This is a genomic window from Peribacillus sp. NPDC097295 (assembly GCF_044761665.1).
In the GTDB taxonomy this organism is placed as follows: Bacteria; Bacillota; Bacilli; order Bacillales; family DSM-1321; genus Peribacillus.
Genome location: NZ_JBIWCW010000001.1, coordinates 386126 through 407061 on the forward strand (window position 1 = coordinate 386126; position 20936 = coordinate 407061).

The following is a 20936-nucleotide window of genomic DNA, read 5'->3' on the forward strand; positions in this document are numbered from 1 at the left end:
CTGGGGACGTGTGCTACATGCAAGATCTTTAAAACTGGTCTATCAATGGTACCATATTTCTTCTTGTTTTAAGCGATTCTCGACTCATTTAAGAGAATAAAAAAAAGACAAATTCCCTTTTAAGTCAAAGAGAATTTGCACGGTCTATGATTGTTTTTTATTGTTTTTGTTTCCTCTCTTTCTATTTTGAATAGAATTCTTGAGAGGTGTAGCAAAAAAGAATAGAAGTAGGATCCAGAAAATGGCGAATTCAATCGTATCCTCCACCTTGAATGGATCGAAAGTACGCGTAATCGACTTTTCAAAATCCAAGCCTAAAAGCGAATTAACCCCAATAGAAAAAACTGTTAATATTACGAAAATCAGAATCGAAACACCAATTATCTTCATCATTCTCACGCTCCATAGGGCTTACTCGTCCTGTTTTTTTTCCTATTCTTGAAATAAGCAATGATTAAAAGAATGATGGGCAAGAGGACTTGGAATGGAAAATGCACATACATGGGTAACCATTCGATCACTTCTTTACTATGTTCCGCATAACTGCTTGCAATAAGAATCGATGACATCAGGACAACGATTCCCAACGGATAGACCAATTGAGAAGGTTCTTTGAAGTTGAATAAAGTAGAGACCCCTGTCACGGCTGCATAGAGGAATAAACCCAACTTAAAGAATCCTCCAATCATCAGTTCAACTAGAAAATATACATCAAGACGCTCTATGAAGCCCGCTAACTCGATCGACTGTACGACAGTCAGCAATGGATATTGGGAACGGCCAACGTAATCAAAGCCGAGTACGGTTAAATTCATGACCATAATGAGCGTGAGGAATGTGCCACTTAAGATGATGGCAGACAGGGTGGCTTTCATTAATTTATCAGGCTTACTTACATAAGGAAAAATCATGGTAAACACCACAATCTCTCCAAAAGGGAAAAAGATTGTTTTGGTGAAAGCGGTTTTCAGCACTTCTTTCCCACCACTTTCAAGCACCGGCCTTAAAAAGGACATATGGACGAATCCTGATACGATGACCAGGATGATAAAAATGATGGCAAGCACGAACGCGATAATAAATAGAAGTTCCCCCGTCCTCGCCACCACTTCAATCCCTTTGCGAAGTGCATAGACCACGATTAAGATCATCATGGCATTGGCACAAAAGAGTGGGGTCTTTGCATAGGCGAAAGTCAGCAACGTTTCGCCAAAATCCCTTAAGACGATGGAGGCAAGATACATAAAGTAGAGGATATAGAGAAAAACTACGATCTTGCCCAACACATTTCCCAGGATGTCTTCTATAAACCCGGTTAATTGCTTTTCTGGATAGTATTTGTATAAAGCATAGTAGATAAAAAACAACAAGCAACCGCCAAGCATGGCAAGTAAGACCACGATCCACGCGTCCTGTTTGGCGTCCTTACCGAGTGGGACAAGCTGCGCCGTGCCAACTTCAAACAACACCATGAGGACGAACAGCTGGATAGCGCTGATTTTGGCCTTTTCCACGAAAGCTTCACTTCCCTTCGATTATTTTTCGTCTTTAAACTCGGATATAAAGGGTTTGTTCCGTAAGCCTGTCCGGCGGATAAAAGTCTCCACCTCAACATCCACTTCCAGAGCAGGGAAAGCAACTTCATGCCAATCACCTTTTAGTTTTTCCCACGCTTTTGGGTCTCTTTGATAGATGATATCACCGAAACCGAATATGTCCGCTTTATTTTCTTTGGCTACTGCGATTGCCTCGTTTATCTGTTTCTTGATTTCACCCGATAATTTCTTTTCAATTTTCATCAGTACCTGAGTTTCGGTAACATCCAGAGGCACCCTTACCTCTCGTATATCTCCTTCCGCCTGGACCTTGATGAACATTTTCGGCTTACCGTTTTTCATTTTCATCTTCACTTTGGTCTTTTGACGAACGGCTTGATAACTAATCGCATCCTTTTCGTTTTCCCAATCAATATTTAAATTGACGGTTTTTATCTTTTTTAGAACCCACATTGTTCCCTTTGCTTTATCTCCATCGACCCAGTCCACCAACTTACCATTCTTAAAGATCCCTATACCGGATGATATAGGATTAGCAAGGTTCAGAGTTGAAGCAGTAACGTCCATTTTCTTGTTCTTTTCCTTATCTCCTTTTTGCTTGATTGTAATGCCACCAATGATCGGCTCTCTCCCCTCACTAACGAGGTTCTTAATTAGTTCTTGTAAGTTCACACTGATGCTTACTCCTAGTTCTTCTTCAGCAGCTTGCATCGTTTTAATCACTTTTTCTCCTGACACTTTATCAACGGATGCCAGCGTTTCAATGATGTCTGCTGCTTTTAGATCTCGCGCAATCACGACCCTCGATGTCGACCGAAAATTAGTGGACCGGTCAAAAGCGTCCAGGAAAGAAATAATCCCCTTGTCTTTAGCTAGCTCCTCACTTATAACGAGCAAGTTTGCATGCCGTAAATATAAATACCTCGAACTCTTACTTGAAGCAGTCCGGTCCAACTCCAGCACATTGTTTCCAGTCGAAGTAAGAACCGCTACGGGTGGCTTTTCCCCATTTCCCCCACCCTGCAGGGCCCCGGCCACATTGCTTGGATTGATAATTTGATAAGAGCCCATCAAATTTCCCTTTTCACTTTTATCAACCCCGATTGCCGAGACGAGAGCTATTCCATTTAACTCTTGCTTATCCCAGCAACCAGACGTGAAGGCTGTGAGAAGGATCATGACGAGTAAGAGCAACTTTTTAAGACGATTCATTGTTATCACCTTGTTTCTTCCTAGCCTTTTTCATTCCTCGTGATACAGGAGGTTGCGGCTTTTGACTATTCTCTTCTCTAGTCTGATTTTTAGGAGAACTAATAAATTTAGGTCTTTTATCCATTGCCCACAAGGGTTTTCTGAATATAGATTCACCCACTTCAGACGGAATGAACGGAGCAAGCGGTGACATATACGGAACACCGAACGAACGTAAACTGCATAAATGCACGATTAGAATGAATAAGGCCAAGATGATGCCATAAAGACCAAGTGTGGCCGCGCTGAGCATGAATCCAAAACGAAGTAATCGTGCAGAAATCGCGATGGAATAGGACGGGGTCGCAAAACTGGCGATGGCCGTAATGGACACGATGATGACCATGGCCGGCGATACCACACCTGCTTGAACCGCCGCCTGCCCAATCACCAGAGCCCCGACGATCGATATGGTCGAACCGATTGCTTTTGGCATCCGGAGCCCGGCTTCCCGTAAGATCTCAAAAGCGATTTCCATAATGAGTGCTTCGAAAAATGCCGGGAAAGGAACAGACTCCCGCTGTGCTGCAATGGCGATAAGCAGTTGCGTCGGTAACATTTCTTGGTTGAAAGTGGTGGCCCCGATATAAAGAGCCGGGCCTATCAAGGAGATCAAGAAGACCACTATACGTAAAAAGCGTGTGGCTGTCCCGATATCAAACCGATTATAATAGTCTTCGACCGATTGAAAGAACTGGATGAACAAGGCAGGCACTAACAGGACAAACGGTGTCCCGTTCACGAAGATCGCCACTCTCCCCTCAAGGAGATTTCCTGCGACCATATCTGGCCTCTCTGTATTATCAATGGTTGGAAAAGGTGTCATGGCCTGATCTTCAATCAACTGCTCAATATATCCTGATTCAAGTATGCTATCGATATGAATGCTCTTTAAACGCTTTCGAACCTCTTTAATGACTTTTTCTTTCGCAATGCCATTGATATACATGATGGAAACATCCGTATTCGTCACCGTGCCGATTTTCATGGATTCCACCCATAAATCAGGATTATTGATAATGCGGCGAACCAAGGCAATATTCGTCTCAATCGATTCCGTAAAGCCTTCTTTTGAACCGCGGACGGCAAGATGTGTAGTCGGCTCCTGAACGGCACGCTTTTGTCCACCTTGCGTGTTTGCCGCAAGCACATGATTGGTCCCATCGATGAAGATAATGGTTGAACCTGACAACAGGGATAAGAATAACTTCTGCCAATCTTCTACAATTGTGACACCTCCAAGCGAAACCACCTCGTTAGTAATCACATCCAGTGCTTTTTCTGCAGTTAGATTCACTTGTAATTCAGGATCCTTCATGATGGATTCAATGAGGAAGTCCGTGAGAGTCGACGTGTCAACCAACCCTTGGACATGGACAATTACGATTTTGATTAGTGGATCTTCACTGATATGTAACGTTCGCGTAACGATATCTGCACTGTTTCCCGTCTTTTGCTTCAGGTATTTCAAGTTTTCCGAAATAGAAAAAGAAAGCTGTTGCTCTTCCATTTGCTTCTCAGAACCCTTATTTTCGTTCTTATTTTTTTTCACTCGTCCTCTTTGTTTGAAAAAAGACACCACGGACAGAACCCCATTCCTTTTTCGATTCCGTTTATTTTATCCCGGCCAGTTTTTTCTTATTCCTAGTGACCGAATACACTTCATAAAAAAAGGCCTTTCCTTATGAAAGTCCATTTTTCACATGCCTTTTAATAGAGCAAAACAGCTCACCTTTGAAAATATAAAGGTGAGCTGTTTAATTTCTATAATAGATTATTTAAAGCATCCCACCATAGTAAAGGAACATGAATGGATACGATTCAAATCACTAAATGAATTTCATTTCCTGAAGGATCTGTGACCACATAATCTTCAGCTTCTAAAGACACCACAGAGCCAATTTCTTTCAACTGTTCAATCACTTTATTTCTCGCCTCTTCGTTTTCATAAACAAGGGTAAACCAGTTTAGCCCTACACTATTTTTCTTAGGAGCAGGTGCACCCGTGCCATTCCAGACATTCAAGCCGATATGATGGTGATACCCTCCAGTCGACGTAAAAAGTGCCCCTTCGTAACGGGTTACGACCTTGAATCCAAGTCCAGACGCATAAAATTTCTCTGCATCTTGTAAATTCGCTACATGCAAATGAATATGCCCCATCAGTGTTCCCACTGGCAAACCGCTCCATGCAGCATCACTCTCCGCTAGAATTCCATTCCCATCCAATGGCTCTGTCACCATTTTGACTTCCCCTTCCGTCCATTCCCATTCGAACGATGGACGGTCATAGTACACTTCAATGCCATTTCCATCTGGATCTGTAATGTATAGAGCTTCACTTACCCCGTGATCTGCTGCTCCGAAACGATATTGGGTCGCTAGCAAATGCCTTAAAAAGACTGCTAAGTCCGCACGCGTCGGCAGCAAAAGGGCAAAATGATATAACCCTGATGTCCGTCCTTCCTTAGGAATTACATCTTTCGGCTGCTCCAGTGTCAATAAAGGCGTTTTTCCGTCCGTCGTTAACACGGCTTTGCTATCCGTCTTTTCCAATACGCGTAACCCAATCACGTCTTCATAAAATGTAATGGCATCTTCCAAATCCAGGACATTGATGCTAACTTCCCCAACGAACGTTACGGGTTTTCGATGAAATTCACTCATATTGATACACCTCTCTTCTTTATATTTTAAAAATTCCATAGCATTTTTTTCGTATTATAATGCCTAGTATCGCCCTAAGGTCAGCAACCAATTCGATGCTGGTGACCATATAGGCCATGCACCCTGGTAGTCAAAGGCTATCGATAAGAACCTACTGCTTATCGATTCCACCTTGTAACTTTAAATAACCATGAATGATAAAAATCAGTCTTAAAATGATGCGTAAACCCAATTCATTTTTAGTCAATTACTCCCTCTCTTAATAGTTACTTTATGCAAGTAATTATATTAACGTAACCTAATATTGTCAAGATGGTTTATAGAAACGATTAAAAGCACCATGGAATTTCCCACGGTGCTTTTGAAGGAATATAGAGTAGTCTAATAAGCTAATACTATAGCGGAATGATTCCTAAGACTAGACACACCATGATCATGACAATCGTCGATCCACAAGCCCATTTCAGGAATGTGCGCTGTAGGGCTCCAAAATCTTCCCCCACCATCCCAACCAATAGATAGGTAGATGGCACAAGCGGACTTAATAGATGAACCGGTAAGCCTAATAGCGAAGCCCTGCCAATCAAGGCTGGATCAATTCCATAAGCAGCCCCTGCCTTTGCAAGCAACGGAAGCACTCCATAGTAAAAGGCGTCATTGGACATGAAGAAGGTAAAAGGAGCGCTTATGATGGCCGTGATGACAGCAAAGTGTGAACCCATTTGATCTGGAATATGCTGGATTAACGAATTGGCCATGGCGTCCACCATTTCTGTACCAGAAAGGATGCCAGTGAAAACGCCTGCTGCAAATATCATGGAAACAACTGATAAGGCATTGTCGGCATAATTTGCCACCCGTTCTTTTTGATCACTGATTTTCGGATAGTTCATCGTAATTGCGATTGCAAATCCGACCATGAACAGAACCACAGAAGGCATAAATTCACTGATGAGTGCCACTAGGACAGCTAAAGTCAATGCGTAATTAAAAATAATTAATTTCGGACGCTTAAGGTGGGCATCTTCAGTGGTAGCTGCATGTTGAGAGACAGCATGATAGTCCACATCTATAATCCCAATTCTTTTTCTTTCTTTTTTACCAAAGCAATAAGCCATGAACAGGACGAAGAGTACTCCTCCAACCATAGCAGGGATGACAGGCGTGAAAACCTCAGACATTTCAAGATTTAACGCTGTCATCACCCTGGCCGTCGGACCTCCCCAAGGAAGAAGGTTCATGACTCCAGAAGCTGAGACAGCAATTCCTGCCAATACGAGAGGTTTCATCCCAATCCTTTTATATAGCGGAAGCATGGCTGAAATCGTGATCATGTATGTAGTCGTGCCGTCTCCATCTAAAGATATAAGCAATGCTAAAACAGCGGTACCGATTGCTATTTTTACCGGATCGCCTTTAACGATTTTAAGGATGGTCCTTATAATTGGATCAAAAACTCCTGCATCGATCAAAATTCCGAAGAAGAGAATCGCAAACAGAATCATGATGCCTGTGGGTGCCACACTTTTAATTCCTTCCAACGCCATGGTGCCCATTTCACTTCCAAAACCGCCAATAAGTGCAAAGACACTTGGTACGACGATCAAGGCAATCATAGCCGATAGTCGACCTGTCATAATGAAAAGCATAAACACAAGTATCATCAAATAACCTAATATAGCGAGCATATCCATCACTCCTTATCTTCTAATTAGATACATTGTATTCGATAGATTTTTTGTTGTAAGCGTTTTCAATATATTGTATTTTAAAACTATTATGGTGATTTTGTTCATTGTGTTCACGGGCCAAAACGATTGCAAACAAAAAAACATCCTCTTGGAAGGATGCATTCAATTACTTCACTTAATTTTATAATACCTGCGTTCTGGCCTTCCCACCACCCCATACACGACTTCCGCCTTACATTTATGGACGGATATCAAGTATTCCAGATAGCGCCTGGCTGTAGTCCTGGATGCGCCTATTTGCATGCTCGCTTGCTCGGCTGACAGCCCCGCCTCTGCCGTTTCAAGGACCTCCATCACCTTCGCTAACGTGATTTCATCGATTCCTTTTGGCAATAGCGGAACCGTACTAAGACTCGGGCTCGATAACCCTGTTTTAAAAATATGATCGACAAATCCCTGATCTAATTCATGTGTGGATTGCATAAGGTTTGATTTCTTGAGATACTCTTCAATCACTTCGTTGAATCGTTTCATTTCCACTGGCTTAATCAAATAATTTTCTACCCCATAGTGAAGTGCCATTATAAACTGGCTTTTTTCGGTGGCTGCCGTAATCATGATAATATCCACATTCGGATGTTCTTGACGAATGAGCGGAAGCAAATCGGTACCCAGCTGATCTGGCATATACACATCAAGAAAAAGCAGGTCAGGGTTACTTTCCTTCAACATTTCCATGGTCTGTTTTGCATTCAGTGCTTTTCCTACCACTTCTATTTCTGCAAAGTTTTTTAAGAATTTTTCATGGATGGACGCCACACGAAAATCATCTTCCGCTATAATCGCTTTTATTTTCAACCTTCTTCCCCTCCTATCTGTGCTTTGGGAAGATACACGGTGAATACAGTGTTTTCTTCCTCGTTTTGAAATTCAATGATGCCTCCCAATTCTTTGACCACTTGATCAGCATTATAGAGTCCATAGCCCCTTGGATTTTCACTCGTTTTCGAAGTGAAACCACGATCGAATAGATGTGCAATATCCTCTTCTCTAATTCCCTTTCCATTGTCACTCACTTCAAAGATTAAATCATTTCCAATATCGGTGGCGAAAAATTTCACTTCAGGCTTTTTTATATCAAAAACTGCTTCGAAGGCATTATCTATGATATTGCCAAGAATCAAGGTGAGTTGTGATAGTTTTATATGGCTTGGTAGTTTCTCTAAGTAACTTTGTGGATCTATCTCAAAATTAATCTTCTTTTCTGAGGCTTTGCCTATCTTTCCTAGTAAAAGAGCCTGCATCTTCGCATCCTTTATCTGATCGAACACGACACGGTTGAGAGACTTCAATTCTGATGTTTCACTTTGAATCATCTCTATGGCCTCATCATATTCACCTAACTGAAGCAATCCTGAAAGTACATAAAGCTTATTGGCAAATTCATGGGTTTGTGCCCTTAAATCTTCCGAATGCATTTTCACTTCTGATAAGGTGTTTATCATTTCCTCCATTTCCGTTCGATCACGAAACGAAGCGACGACACCACTCACACCATTACTATCAAAAATCGGGGTGCAATTCACAATAATGGATTTGTCTTTCCAAAATATTTCTTTATCCATTTGTGGTTTTCCTGATTTCAACACTTCAAATAAATAGGTTGAAGGAAATAATCCATCCACTTTTAAATGCCGAACCGATTCTCGAATATGTAGGATTTTCTTTGCCGGTTGATTCATCGATGTAATCAATCCGTTTTGGTCGATGGCGATGATCCCTTCTTTTACCGATTGGAGCACAGCATTTTTTTCTTTATATAGATTAGCGATTTCAAAGGGCTCTAATCCTAACGTATCTTTTCGTATACTCCTAGCCAGCATATAACTGCCAAGAACTGATATCATGATGGCAACTAGAGAGATGATTATCTCAGTGGATAAGGCTTTAAAGATTTGATGGCGAACATCTTCCACTAAAAAACCGACGGATACAATTCCAATTATATTGCCTTCTTTATCAAATATCGGGGACTTCCCCCGTATGGAAAGGCCTAGGGAACCGGCCGCTTCGGAAGTATAATACTCCCCCTTCTCTAACGCCCGCTCATTATCTCCGCCCTCCATCGGTTTTCCGATTTCAGATACTTCTGGATGAGAGTAGCGGATACCGGCCGCATTCCCCACAACGATGAATTCGGCCCCCGTTTCCTTCCGAATCTTTTCGACGATGGGCTGAATGACTTCAGAAGGATTTTCCATTTCAAGTGATTCCTCAACTGTCGGCATAAAGCTAATCGTCCTGGATAACTCCAAAGCCAAGTGGCCTTTATCCTCTGCTATTTGCATACCTTCCATATAGGCAAAGCAAGAAGTTAAGAGGAGAACTAAAAATAAACTTAACGATAAGACCAACCCAAGAATCTTGGTTACTAGTGACACACGTTTCATTTTTACTCTCATCCTCTAATTTTCTATATTGTCATAATAGTCATTTAATTTTATCATCTCTTCATCACTATGAATATGACAAAAATACCTTATCCATTTAAGCGGACAATAAAAAGAACCGAACACCCCAGGTATCCAGTCCAACATCTAAAAATTCACTTTTGCTCTTTTAATACCCAAAGAAAGATTAATTGTAGAACAAGATAGGCTATTATATATCTTTTTTTGAATATTATTTTATTAGAATAAAAAAGATAGAGATATATAAAACTCAAAATAAGAAAAATTAATAGAAATAAATTAAATATCATATAGACACCACTTTATTTATCCATATTTAACTTTGTATTCCATATTGTAAAAGGTGACTACGCTATTGCTTTTATACCTAAGTTGTTGGTTTCCGTATACTTTCTTGTATACTATATGGAAAGGTACATGTAAGAAGTCGGAAAAGAAGCGGAAAATCACGCCTTTAGGCTATCAAAAAACAAGAAGGAGCATGAAAAACATGGAAAAAACCGTTAATTGGGCGATTTTATCATACGACAAGTGGCAATTATATGTAGCGAAAACGACCAAAGGTCTTTGTTATGTCGGTTCACCTGGCCAGTCCTATGCAGAACTGGAAAATTGGGTGCAAAAACGCTTTCCTCAGGCCAGTCTTTTGGAGAATGAAGAAGCTTTACACCCTTATCTTGAAGAACTGCATGAATATTTTGCGGGGATACGGCGAACTTTCTCCTTACCCGTCGATGTGCATGGAACTGCTTTTCAACTAGCCATTTGGGAAGCATTGAATCAGATTCCGTACGGGAGAACATCTTCTTATTCCGATATTGCCAAGGTCATTCAAAAACCTACTGCCGTTCGTGCGGTCGGAACAGCGATTGGTGCCAATCCGGTGCTGATTACCGTGCCATGCCACCGGGTCATCGGGAAGAATGGTAGCATTACCGGATACCGCGGTGGTGTAGAGTTGAAGCAATTCTTGCTGCAATTAGAGGCACAGAACGAGGAATGACTACCTGCTTACAGCAGCGCAGGGATATATCTACCTAAGGAGCGAGTTTATCTTTTAAAATCAAAATATATCTACCAAATGAGTGTTTATTTCGTCGAAAAACCGTCATATATCGATTTTTCGACAAAAACAACCACATCCGCACTCTTCTTACTTTGATAATTCTTTCTTAATCGACCTGATCATACTTTCATAGTAGGAAGTTTCGTGCGGCACAAATTGATCCCTCCCCACATATCGATTAACAGTAACCCGCTTATCCAGATGATTCATTTCAAATCCCTGAATATGTACTTCTTCTAAAGGACCGAACCATAGTTTTTCAAAATCCTTCAGTTTAACCTTTACGATTCCCGAGACTTCTTCCTTTTGCAAGACGAAATCACTAAAGCGATTGGTGCTTTTATATAAGAATAGATGAACCAATTCCTTATCGATGAAATTCTCCATCGTCGCGCAGTCTTTAATCACTCCTAATGAAACCAACTCATCAAAAGGTACCGTTATGCCTATCTCTTCTTTGATTTCTCTTACACCGTCATGTACAGTTTCATCCGCCAGTAAATGGCCCGCAGCCGTGATATCCAACAAATCCGGGTAGTCCTTTTTCAATGCACACCGATGTTGAAGATAGAGATAATCCACTTCCTCTTCCCGGCTGACAAACCAACAATGAAATACCTCATGCCAATGTCCAAGCCGATGCACTTCTTCCCTCGTTGCCTCACCGATAGGGTGTCTAGCCTCATTAAATATTTTCAGCATTTCATTTTCGATGACTTTCACCTTCTCTTTTATTTCTCCTCCAATTTTTAGGATTGAGGTACCCTTTGTATTTAGCCGCTACTTCTTTTCCAACCAAGATAGCCCCTACCCAAAACATGACTTCGGCAACAATAATCGCACCTGCAATGATTACCGCCTTTGTGTTTGTTGAAAAAGGTGTAAAAGGTGCCACCACCGGAATGATCCATGTGAGTAACGCCAGAATTAGAAGGACCATCCCTATTTTATAAAACTTCGACTTTCTTTCTTTTCTTACAACGACAGCTTCTTTTTCCAAAAGAAGACCTCCCTTTTTCGGTCACTCTTTACTGTGCTCTAAACCACTTCCTTGTATATCACCATCGCACTATAAAAAAATACCGGGGTAGCGAACTTAATGTCCACTACTTCAATGGAAGCATACTCTAAGAATTCATTCACTTTCCTATCCATTCCATTCTCCGTCCATCCGTAAAACGTCTTTACCCTCATTCTAATCGCCTCCTAAAAGATTGATGTATGATGTATGTATACGAATGAAACGGCGTTCCGTTTCACAAATATCCTTTAGAATGCAAAACAAGGGACTGTCACTTTGACAGTCCCTTGTTTTCTCAGGCTTTATATCCCTTCATCGGCAAGGATGTTAATGCTTGTCCGGTCGCTGCATCGGTCAGCATGTCTTCTAAAGAGAAAGAATCAACCGGTTCAATGCGGGCATATTTCTTCACGAATGTCGTAAGGGCGATTTTCGCTTCAAGTCGGGCGAGCGGCGCCCCTAAGCAGAAATGCACGCCATTTCCAAACGATAGATGTTTCTTATTATTAGGCCGATGGATATTCACTGTAAACGGATCTTCGAACATTGCTTCATCCAAATTAGCGGCACTCATCCAGACAATCACGACGTCATCTTTCTTAAGTTCCACTCCCAATAAATCGTTATCTTCTTTTACGGTACGATCCAATTTAATCAGATTGAAACGGAAGCGTAGCATTTCTTCGACAGCTTGTGGAACCAAATCCGGATTTTGATGAAGTTCTTCATAAACTGTAGGGTCATCATACAGAAGCGAATAAAACGTGTTGGCCAGCAAGTGACTGGTTGTTTCAACTCCCGCTCCCAATATCAGCATCGTAGTCCGTACTACTTCATCATCTGTGAATGTTTCTCCATCCACTTCCGCCTGTAACAAGTCAGATATGATATCATCGGCTGGATTCAAACGTTTTTGCACAACGATCGGATAGATATACTCATAGTATTCCTTTGCTGCTATTTGCTTCTTTTTATTGACCTCTTCTTCTTTTTCCTTTTCATAGGGAAGAAACAAAATATCCACCCATTTTTTGAAAAGTAAACGATCTTTTGAGGGTACACCCATCAAGTCGGACATGATAATGATTGGAAGAGGACTCGCTAACGATTGGACAATATCAATTTCTGAATCTCCTATTTCATCAATCAATTCATTCACGATTTCTTGTATACGGGGCTCCCAATTTTTTAGACTTCTTGGTGTGAAGGCAGCCGCCAATAGTGAACGGTGCTTTCGATGGGAGGGTGGATCCACACCAATCAAGTTGATTTTATCAGGGATGGCCCCTTCTTTACTATCAGCACCAACCGAAATCGTTGTACGTTTCCTTACACTCGAAAAGTGTTTGTAATCGCTGAGCACCAACTTAACATGCTCATATTTAAAAGCATTCCACGTATCCGTCCCTTCGTGATACATGATGGAATCCCTATCTAACATTTTTTTGCACCATTCATATGGATTAAATTCTTCCGTACGCGTCTTAAATTGTGGAATTTCTTTTACTGCAATAACTTCATTCATAATATCGACTCCCCTATCTTTTTAAAATATCTACCAAAAAGGTGTTATAGAATCGTCATTTTTTTATTAATCTCTTAATTTACCTTTAATATACAACCATCCCATTATAAGATAAACGGCCATGACAGACCATGAACCATCCTTACCGCCACTTTCTACCCACTAAAGAAAAATCAACTCTCCCCCAATTTCCATGACAAAAAAACCGGCAGCGATTTCGCTACCGGGTCAGAAATTATTCTACTATTTTATTATCATCCTGTGAGGCAATCAATTCATTGTAAAAGGCAGCCATCGTTGTCCCGACATACGGTAACAACCATAGAAATCCGATTCCTACCGTGAATAAACAAAGAATTCCCCATCCTATAAAGCTTAGAATCATAAGGAAATACTTCCCCTTAAGGCCGTTCATCCTTTTTCTGCTCTCTGTAATCGCTTCGAGTGTCGATAATTGGGGATGATCTCTTAATAAGAAAAATACTTGAGAATAGGCCAGACTTTTGATGATCCCAGGTATGAGAAGTAATAAAGACCATAAGAATACGAAAATACCTTGCACAATTGAAACGATAATCACCTTGGAAAAAGTCTTTCCATCTGTATAGATGGAAAATGCTTTCTCGAACGAGGTACTTTCCATTCTAACTAGATCGAGATAATACCAGTAAATCCCTATTGAAAATGGAATCAATGCAATTGATAAAAGCGTATTGAAAGCCATTACCCCTATTGGTTCTACATCCTGATTAGACCACGCTGACCACCCACCACTAAAAATCACTTCAATGATGGTAGGCAGGGCCATGTTAAGTAAGAACATGATTAACGAAAGTGCTATGGCCGTTCCCCAGTTCCCTTTCAGAGAAAGCCTTGCTTCCCTTTTTAATTCTGAGATTTTCATAGTTGAATGACACTCCTCCTTTTTACATAGTACTATTTAATGAATATGTAATCTGTCCCGATAAAATTCATAAAACATACTGATGTTACTTAATTTGGTTATTATTTTATTCTACCATAATTGATCTTACATAAGATTCTATCCCCAAGGTTATATATAGGTATATTGTTTCATTTATTCGATATTCTATTTTTGATCGACCTCTTAAAAAAAGAATTTGTTTTACATTTTATGGTATTATGGAGGAGAAATGACTGGTCCACCGGTAAAAAAGTTTGGAAAATAGATAGACTAATAAGTAACAGAAAGGGTGAAGTCAATTGGAACATGGCACGCAAAAAGTCTTCTCGCCACCAAAACACATATTCTCAGCAGCAACGATCATAATCAATGAGCATGGGGATATCCTATTAATCAGAGGGCCCAGACGAGGTTGGGAAATGCCCGGGGGACAAGTCGAAGAAGGAGAATCTTTGAAAGAAGCCGCCATAAGAGAAACGAAAGAGGAAACGGGCATCGATATTGAGGTCTTGAAATTTTGTGGGATCTTTCAAAATGTTGAAGCATCCATCTGTAATACCCTATTCTTGGCTAAACCAGTTGGAGGAACATTGACAACGTCACCAGAGAGTTTGGAAGTAGGGTATTATCCCATTGAGCAGGCTTTGGAAATGGTGACTTTCATGAATTTCAAACAGAGAATTGAATACTCTTTGGATGAAAGCACCCATCCTTTTTATATAGAATTTTAAGAAAACCATCCTCCATGATTACCTTCCACAATAATGAGGGGCTTCCAGAGAGGAAGCCCCAAATATAGATCACTGTACAACATGCGGACTTTTTTTTGCTTCAAACATCACACCGCTATTTCTTTTTGAAAGACCTTTTTACCAGCCATATATGTTGCTTCAACCCGAATGTCTCCTATTTCTTCAGGTTTGACGGTCAAAATGTCTCGATCCAGGATAATGAAGTCGGCATGGTACCCCGGTTTAAGCTGTCCGATGTCAGGGATTCGCGTGACTTCCTGTGCCCCTTTTGTATAAAGCATGATGCCCGTTTCAACGTCTATACTTTGTTCTTGCCCTGTATCCGTTCCATCATGAGCCATACGTGTGACGGCTGCCATCATCCCCACAAACGGATTGACCGGATCTGCCCACGCCGTTGCAGGTGCATCGGATGAGAAAGCCACCATGATACCCGCATCCAACATGGATCGAATCGGGTACGTTTGCTTCGTGCGCTCAGCCCCAAGGTTAGTAAGGTATGATTCAATTTCAGCGTATAGAAAGATCGGTTGTGGGACGAATGCGATTCCCATTTCACTTGCATGTTGAAGGGCCTTCTTAGACGGCATGGCCGCATGCTCAATCCTGATCGAGGGACCCTCTTCCATCCAGCCCTTCTTGCCATAAAAGGTATCGACGATTAAGTCAATCGCCCTCTCACCCATGGCATGTACAACCAATTGTACCTGATTCTTCTCGGCCGCTTCCCCCGCACGTAACAGCTCCTCCTTAGTGGTCATCGGAATTCCATAGTTCTCGTTTCTCCCTAAAAATGGCGGATCGACCCATGCCGTTCGGCCGGATACACTGCCATCGGCGAATACCTTAATGCCTCCAACATGATTGGCATGCTCTCTATTCGTCTCGTTCATGGCTAAAAAGGGATCATCCTTGATATTTCCCCATATGTAGTAAAGCACTGTACGTTGCTTCATCCCTTTATCGGTGGCAGCATTATATAGGGCCAGGTAATCCACAGGATTTTTCTTAGCCATCAAATCGGTCATGGCCGTAATTCCATGTGAGAGTAGCTTTGGACTTAGATCTGCAAGCGCGTTACTTTCATGTTCCATCGTTTGAACCGGCATGATTTTCACGACTAAATCTTTAGCATTTTCCCGTAAAACCCCCGTCGGCTCCCCATCTGGATTTCTATCGATTTTTCCTCCAACTGGATCTTTTGTGTCTTTATTTATTCCTGCCAGCTCCAACGCCTTACTATTCACCACGATAATGTGGGTACAGGTGCGCGTGATGATGACGGGACTTTCCGTTGTGGCTTTATCTAAATCCCAGCGTGAAGGCGAACGGCCGTCAACCAGTTTCCCTTCATCATACCCCCAGCCTTCTATCCAACTCTCTGAGTCTTGTAATTTCCTTGCTTTATGCACTTCTGTTACTAAATCCTCAATTGATTCGACAACCGGTGGCAAACAAGGAATTTGCTTGGAAGAATTAGCTAGATATAGCGGATGCATATGCGCATCGATGAGGCCCGGCAACAAGCGCCGTCCTTGAAGGTCTATTCGTTCCCCCTCCATCGACTCCATTTCATCTTCTTCCCCGATCCGGTGAATGCGTCCATCACGAATAACCATGGCACTTGCAAAAGGCTGTTCTGGATTGGCTGTGAAAATCTTTCCGTTCACGTAAATGATGTCACTGGTCAATGCATCTCTCTCCCTTGCATGGATTTACACTAATTTTCCGACTATTCACCAAATAAATCAACCAACTTATTAAGCAATTCATAATGGAATCAACTAAAAAAAGAGCATTCCAAAATATATCGCATCTTTGGAATACCCTTTTTCATTATTGGAACCAGTTATTCTTCATGGGCTGCACAGAACAATCTGCCCTTAGACGATTAGGATAAAACTTTCTTTATACGTGCAATTGCCCAATCCAGATCTTCCTTCGTTATCACTAACGGCGGAGCAAATCGGATTACGGTATCATGCGTTTCTTTACACAGTATATTTTCCTCTTTTAATTTTTCACAATACGGCCTTGCTTCTTCTGTTAATTCGACTCCGATGAAAAGGCCTTTTCCACGGATATCTTTAATCTTCGGGTTATGGATTTCCTTCAGGCTTGCTTTAAAATATTCTCCTAATTCCAAAGACCGTTCCGCAAGTTTCTCTTCTTCAAGAATCTCTAAGGAAGCGATGGATACCGCACATGCCAAGGGATTGCCTCCAAATGTCGAACCGTGTGAACCAGGGTTGAAGACACCCAGGATTTCACGATTAGCCGCTACGCAAGAGATCGGGAAAACACCACCGCCTAGCGCCTTGCCCAGAATGTACATATCAGGAACCACATGATCCCAATCGGAAGCGAACGTTTTACCTGAACGGCCAAGGCCCGATTGGATTTCATCCGAAACGAATAACACTTGATTTTCTTTACATAAATCAAACGCTGCTTTCAGGAAACCAGCTGGTGGAATGATGATTCCCGCTTCCCCTTGGATCGGTTCGATTAGGAATCCGGCTGTTCGCGGTGTGATGGCCGCTTTCAATGCCTCAAGGTCACCATAAGGAATCAACTTGATTCCTGGCAGCATCGGTCCGAATCCTCTTCTATATTCCTCATCGGAAGATAAAGAAACAGCTGTCATGGTCCGGCCATGGAAATTGCCGATACACGCGATGATTTCCGCTTGATCTTCAGCGATCCCTTTTACATCGTAGCCCCAACGTCTAACAGCCTTGATGGCCGTTTCAACAGCTTCAGCCCCCGTATTCATCGGAAGAGCCATGTCTTTTTGGGTAAGCCTTGCCACCTTTTCATACCACGGACCCAGTTGGTCACTATGAAACGCCCGGGAAGTCAACGTTACACGGTCCGCTTGATCTTTTAGCGCTTGAATGATTTTAGGATGCCTATGGCCTTGATTCACCGCTGAATAGGCACTAAGCATATCCATGTATTTATTTCCTTCAGGGTCTTCCACCCACACTCCTTCTGCCCTCGAAATGACGATGGGAAGTGGGTTATAATTATTGGCCCCATATTGTTCCGTTTGTTGAATGACCTTTTCTGTAACAGTTTTCATGTCGATTCCCCCTATGAATTAAAGCGTTTTTCCGCTACTGTTTTGTAGATGAAGCGAAGCATTTACCTTTGATAGAGAATGCAGTAGATGTGCATCGTTTTTTCTTCTCTATTCGTTAATTAGCAAGTTTCATGCCAAAATTCTTACTCCTTTCAAAACAGGTCAATACATCATATATCTCACAGAACATGCAAAGACATTTGGCACTTTTGTGCAAACTATACTTGCGGTGCAATTAACAATTGCACCACTATGGGATTTCCTTTACAATTAGCTTCAAACAAAGGAAAAACCTGGGGGTGCATCATGGATTTTAACCAACTTATGAAGATGGATGGTTTTCAAGCAATTCTTTATTCGCTCGTGGATGTGATTGATACGGGCATCCATATTATAGATAGAAAAGGTCTGACGATTGTCTATAACAAAAAGATGGCGGAAATTGAGGGAATGGATCCAAAAGATGTATTAGGGGAAAGGATTCACGATATCTTTAAATTTAAAGAAGAAACAGAAAGTACCCTGAATAGGGCCCTTCACTCCGGGAAAGTAACCGAGAACTCGAAACAGACGTACTTCAATAGCCTTGGACAGCAAATTTCGACCATCAACAATACGTATCCAATATTCGACACAAAGCAAAAGATTATCGGGGCCATCGAAGTCGCCAAGGATATCACTAATCTTGAACGGATCATTAGAGATAATATATTGAACAAGGGCGACACCCAATATACCTTTGAGAGCATCCTAGGCGTCAGTGAGAATTTCTTGGAGGTCATCGAAAAGAGCAAGCGTTCGACAAGAACCTCTTCCTCGATTCTCATAGTCGGGGAAACCGGGACTGGCAAGGAACTCTTTGCACAAAGCATCCATAATGGAAGCAGCCGCTCGAAACACCCATTCATCAGTCAAAACTGTGCAGCCCTGCCTGATAGTTTAATAGAAGGAATCCTTTTTGGAACGAAGAAAGGGGCCTTCACGGGATCGGTCGAACGGCCGGGACTGTTTGAACAAGCAGAAGGAGGCACCATTCTTCTCGATGAAATCAATTCCTTGAACCCGAGCTTACAAGCGAAATTATTGCGGGCCCTTCAAGAAAGGACGATTCGTCGGGTAGGTGATACGAAAGATAAGAAGATTGACGTTCGTGTCATCGCCACAATTAATGAAGACCCAATCGATGCGATTTCAAGCGATCGTTTACGGAAAGATCTTTATTACCGCTTAAGTGTGGTGTCTCTATTCATTCCGCCGCTTCGTGAACGAAAAGCCGACATTTCATTGCTCGTTCAGTCCTTTATTAAAAAATTTAATGCGCTATTCGAGATGAATATCGAGGGAATAAGTGAAGAGGTCTACGCTCTTTTTTATGAATATGAGTGGCCCGGAAACGTAAGGGAACTTGAACATATCATCGAAGGAGCGATGAATTTGCTAGAACCTGGCGATACATGCATAGAAATCTCGCACCTTCCCACTCTCTTCAAAAAGAAGGCACATATGGAAGAAGCGGAATCAAAAAGCATAGTGGACCCCCTCCCTCACGTGGGAACGCTCCCTCTTGATGATTATATTGCGCATACAGAGAAGCTCTATTTGGAAAAGGTATTAAAAGAACATAACCATAACATCTCACAAGCGGCGAAAGCCTTGAATATTAGCCGACAAAGCCTACAATACCGCTTAAAAAAGTATCAAGCCAAAAATCCCCTCACTTAGAAAGTGGGGGATTTTCCTTCTTGGCACGAAAGTAGGAACCTGTCTTTTTATAGCGTCTCCAGCATATGAACACATAGATCATGGCCACCGTAATCAAACAGACAATATAGTAGATCATCATCTCATTCGTCGTCATAATTTGAAAAACGTCTTTCCAGCTCGTTTCCTGCAGAAATATTTTGTATGGATTCTCTTCATGATAAGAAATCGGGACCGGTTGATCTTTATAAGCATAGTAGGCATGGCTTGTGACTTCTTTCGTCACGTACACGGTCTCGTTCGCTTGATTCTCAAAGCTGAGTGCCAAAAAATACTCACTATCTGCATAACGGCCTACATCCAAGTCGGCAAAGTGATCGGTCACAACGGCCGTCGTTTCGATTCGGTCCTCATCCGAATATTTATCATAGGCATTCATCGCCATCTGACCCATATAATAGAACCCGAATGATAGACCCGTAAGCATGCCCCCGTAAAACAAACCATATAAAAGGACGCCTAATAAAGAATTGAACAGTCTTTTTTGCTCCATCCGATGAAAAAAGGATGTAACCATCTTGATTTTACTTAACCAATACGAAATGTATCCGATGATAAAGATGCTGACGAAAATCAGGCCGATATAATAGGAAGAATACTCTCCCTTTAAATCCTCCTGATTATGAAACGTACCATCGATTATGTATCCGCTAACCGTATCACCAATTTCCAGCTTGTCAAATTCCTCTTTCTCCACATACGCTCTCTGCCCAATATCCAAATTCCTTACAACCTTACCTGCGAGATTATCATGGAGTAAAACCATATAAGACGTTTTTCCATACAATAGATCCTGCGCTGCCGTTTTATCATGCACGATAGCCGTCACCGGATTGCTTTCATTCTGACTCTTCAACTCTTTATATTCTTGAGTATTCTCAACGGTTTTGAATAAAACGAAAACAAAGACCATAAAGGCGAAAATCATCCAGCCCACACGCTTCCAATCCATCTTATGTTTCATAAATGAACCCCTCTGCAATACGAATGCCTTGTTGTTGACCGCACTGATGAAAGAATGATTTTATCTCAAGCTTCGGAATCAAAATAGATTTTCCAGCATATTCATGTACAATCAAAGGCAATAACCCTAAGATTGTCTGTATATCATTTATTCGACAAAGGCTGGCTAACTCCTATGTGTAACTGCTCCTTTTTCAAAAGT

General features: G+C 41.6%; 19 protein-coding genes. 3 read left to right on the top strand and 16 right to left on the bottom strand.

The window, feature by feature from the left end; genetic code table 11:
- Positions 1-144 precede the first annotated feature (144 nt).
- From ACIQXN_RS01845 to ACIQXN_RS01880, 8 genes are all read right to left on the bottom strand, one after another.
- Positions 145-393, bottom strand: coding sequence for a YczF family membrane protein (locus ACIQXN_RS01845; protein ID WP_402961155.1), 249 nt, complete (start codon positions 391-393; stop codon positions 145-147).
- A 2-nt stretch (positions 394-395) separates the two neighbouring features.
- A complete protein-coding gene (locus ACIQXN_RS01850; protein WP_402961157.1) occupies positions 396-1514 on the bottom strand; it encodes a GerAB/ArcD/ProY family transporter in 1119 nt (372 codons plus the stop codon).
- A gap of 21 nt (positions 1515-1535) precedes the next feature.
- Positions 1536-2768: a Ger(x)C family spore germination protein gene (locus tag ACIQXN_RS01855; RefSeq protein ID WP_402961158.1), complete on the bottom strand. Its 1233-nt coding sequence runs from the start codon at positions 2766-2768 to the stop codon at positions 1536-1538.
- Positions 2755-4389 (bottom strand): spore germination protein, encoded by a 1635-nt coding sequence (locus ACIQXN_RS01860; RefSeq protein WP_402961160.1) that lies wholly within the window; start codon positions 4387-4389, stop codon positions 2755-2757. Before ACIQXN_RS01860 ends, ACIQXN_RS01855 begins: the two co-directional genes overlap by 14 nt.
- Positions 4390-4628: 239 nt before the next feature.
- Positions 4629-5474, bottom strand: a complete 846-nt coding sequence (locus ACIQXN_RS01865) for a VOC family protein (RefSeq protein ID WP_402961163.1) — start codon at positions 5472-5474, stop codon at positions 4629-4631.
- A gap of 395 nt (positions 5475-5869) precedes the next feature.
- Positions 5870-7162, bottom strand: a complete 1293-nt coding sequence (locus ACIQXN_RS01870; RefSeq protein WP_402961166.1) for a CitMHS family transporter — start codon at positions 7160-7162, stop codon at positions 5870-5872.
- 174 nt (positions 7163-7336) lie between these two features.
- Positions 7337-8023: a response regulator gene (locus ACIQXN_RS01875; protein WP_402961168.1), complete on the bottom strand. Its 687-nt coding sequence runs from the start codon at positions 8021-8023 to the stop codon at positions 7337-7339.
- Positions 8020-9615 carry an ATP-binding protein gene (locus tag ACIQXN_RS01880; protein ID WP_402961171.1) on the bottom strand — a complete coding sequence of 532 codons (1596 nt, stop codon included), beginning with the start codon at positions 9613-9615 and terminating at the stop codon, positions 8020-8022. The genes ACIQXN_RS01875 and ACIQXN_RS01880 overlap by 4 nt, the downstream gene beginning before the upstream one ends.
- Positions 9616-10117: 502 nt before the next feature.
- On the opposite strand from ACIQXN_RS01880, the gene ACIQXN_RS01885 reads away from it, so the two are divergent.
- Positions 10118-10639, top strand: coding sequence for a methylated-DNA--[protein]-cysteine S-methyltransferase (locus ACIQXN_RS01885; protein WP_402961173.1), 522 nt, complete (start codon positions 10118-10120; stop codon positions 10637-10639).
- Between the two features lie 150 nt (positions 10640-10789).
- Here ACIQXN_RS01885 and ACIQXN_RS01890 read toward each other — a convergent pair whose 3' ends face one another.
- The 5 genes from ACIQXN_RS01890 to ACIQXN_RS01910 all read right to left on the bottom strand — a co-directional run bounded on the left by ACIQXN_RS01890 (position 10790) and on the right by ACIQXN_RS01910 (position 14152).
- Positions 10790-11425 carry an NUDIX hydrolase gene (locus ACIQXN_RS01890; protein WP_402961175.1) on the bottom strand — a complete coding sequence of 212 codons (636 nt, stop codon included), beginning with the start codon at positions 11423-11425 and terminating at the stop codon, positions 10790-10792.
- Entirely contained in the window at positions 11406-11702 is a 297-nt protein-coding gene (locus ACIQXN_RS01895; protein WP_402961177.1) for a transporter suffix domain-containing protein, read from the bottom strand. The genes ACIQXN_RS01890 and ACIQXN_RS01895 overlap by 20 nt, the downstream gene beginning before the upstream one ends.
- A gap of 38 nt (positions 11703-11740) precedes the next feature.
- Entirely contained in the window at positions 11741-11896 is a 156-nt protein-coding gene (locus ACIQXN_RS01900) for a hypothetical protein (RefSeq protein WP_402961179.1), read from the bottom strand.
- A 122-nt stretch (positions 11897-12018) separates the two neighbouring features.
- Positions 12019-13248: a cytochrome P450 gene (locus tag ACIQXN_RS01905; RefSeq protein ID WP_402961181.1), complete on the bottom strand. Its 1230-nt coding sequence runs from the start codon at positions 13246-13248 to the stop codon at positions 12019-12021.
- A gap of 235 nt (positions 13249-13483) precedes the next feature.
- Positions 13484-14152, bottom strand: coding sequence for a DUF975 family protein (locus ACIQXN_RS01910; protein ID WP_402961183.1), 669 nt, complete (start codon positions 14150-14152; stop codon positions 13484-13486).
- 320 nt (positions 14153-14472) lie between these two features.
- Here ACIQXN_RS01910 and ACIQXN_RS01915 point away from each other — a divergent pair, with 320 nt between their 5' ends.
- Positions 14473-14904 carry an NUDIX hydrolase gene (locus ACIQXN_RS01915; protein ID WP_402961185.1) on the top strand — a complete coding sequence of 144 codons (432 nt, stop codon included), beginning with the start codon at positions 14473-14475 and terminating at the stop codon, positions 14902-14904.
- A gap of 107 nt (positions 14905-15011) precedes the next feature.
- On the opposite strand, the gene ACIQXN_RS01920 is transcribed toward ACIQXN_RS01915, so the two are convergent.
- Complete coding sequence (locus tag ACIQXN_RS01920) at positions 15012-16616, bottom strand: amidohydrolase (protein WP_402961187.1); 1605 nt, start codon at positions 16614-16616, stop codon at positions 15012-15014.
- Between the two features lie 200 nt (positions 16617-16816).
- Positions 16817-18010 carry an ornithine--oxo-acid transaminase gene (locus tag ACIQXN_RS01925; RefSeq protein ID WP_402961189.1) on the bottom strand — a complete coding sequence of 398 codons (1194 nt, stop codon included), beginning with the start codon at positions 18008-18010 and terminating at the stop codon, positions 16817-16819.
- 306 nt (positions 18011-18316) lie between these two features.
- Here ACIQXN_RS01925 and ACIQXN_RS01930 point away from each other — a divergent pair, with 306 nt between their 5' ends.
- Positions 18317-19732, top strand: coding sequence for a sigma-54 interaction domain-containing protein (locus ACIQXN_RS01930; protein ID WP_402961191.1), 1416 nt, complete (start codon positions 18317-18319; stop codon positions 19730-19732).
- On the opposite strand, the gene ACIQXN_RS01935 is transcribed toward ACIQXN_RS01930, so the two are convergent.
- A complete protein-coding gene (locus ACIQXN_RS01935; RefSeq protein WP_402961193.1) occupies positions 19725-20735 on the bottom strand; it encodes a hypothetical protein in 1011 nt (336 codons plus the stop codon). The genes ACIQXN_RS01930 and ACIQXN_RS01935 overlap by 8 nt on opposite strands.
- Positions 20736-20936: the final 201 nt, after the last annotated feature.

Excerpts from the sequence above, each read along its gene's own strand:
- ACIQXN_RS01930 (WP_402961191.1), top strand. The coding sequence starts at position 18,317 with ATGGATTTTAACCAACTTATGAAGATGGATGGTTTTCAAGCAATTCTT.
- ACIQXN_RS01845 (WP_402961155.1), bottom strand. The coding sequence starts at position 393 with ATGATGAAGATAATTGGTGTTTCGATTCTGATTTTCGTAATATTAACA.
- ACIQXN_RS01905 (WP_402961181.1), bottom strand. The coding sequence starts at position 13,248 with ATGAATGAAGTTATTGCAGTAAAAGAAATTCCACAATTTAAGACGCGT.
- ACIQXN_RS01925 (WP_402961189.1), bottom strand. The coding sequence starts at position 18,010 with ATGAAAACTGTTACAGAAAAGGTCATTCAACAAACGGAACAATATGGG.
- ACIQXN_RS01885 (WP_402961173.1), top strand. The coding sequence starts at position 10,118 with ATGAAAAACATGGAAAAAACCGTTAATTGGGCGATTTTATCATACGAC.
- ACIQXN_RS01870 (WP_402961166.1), bottom strand. The coding sequence starts at position 7,162 with ATGCTCGCTATATTAGGTTATTTGATGATACTTGTGTTTATGCTTTTC.
- ACIQXN_RS01935 (WP_402961193.1), bottom strand. The coding sequence starts at position 20,735 with ATGAAACATAAGATGGATTGGAAGCGTGTGGGCTGGATGATTTTCGCC.
- ACIQXN_RS01880 (WP_402961171.1), bottom strand. The coding sequence starts at position 9,615 with ATGAAACGTGTGTCACTAGTAACCAAGATTCTTGGGTTGGTCTTATCG.
- ACIQXN_RS01865 (WP_402961163.1), bottom strand. The coding sequence starts at position 5,474 with ATGAGTGAATTTCATCGAAAACCCGTAACGTTCGTTGGGGAAGTTAGC.
- ACIQXN_RS01900 (WP_402961179.1), bottom strand. The coding sequence starts at position 11,896 with ATGAGGGTAAAGACGTTTTACGGATGGACGGAGAATGGAATGGATAGG.
- ACIQXN_RS01910 (WP_402961183.1), bottom strand. The coding sequence starts at position 14,152 with ATGAAAATCTCAGAATTAAAAAGGGAAGCAAGGCTTTCTCTGAAAGGG.
- ACIQXN_RS01855 (WP_402961158.1), bottom strand. The coding sequence starts at position 2,768 with ATGAATCGTCTTAAAAAGTTGCTCTTACTCGTCATGATCCTTCTCACA.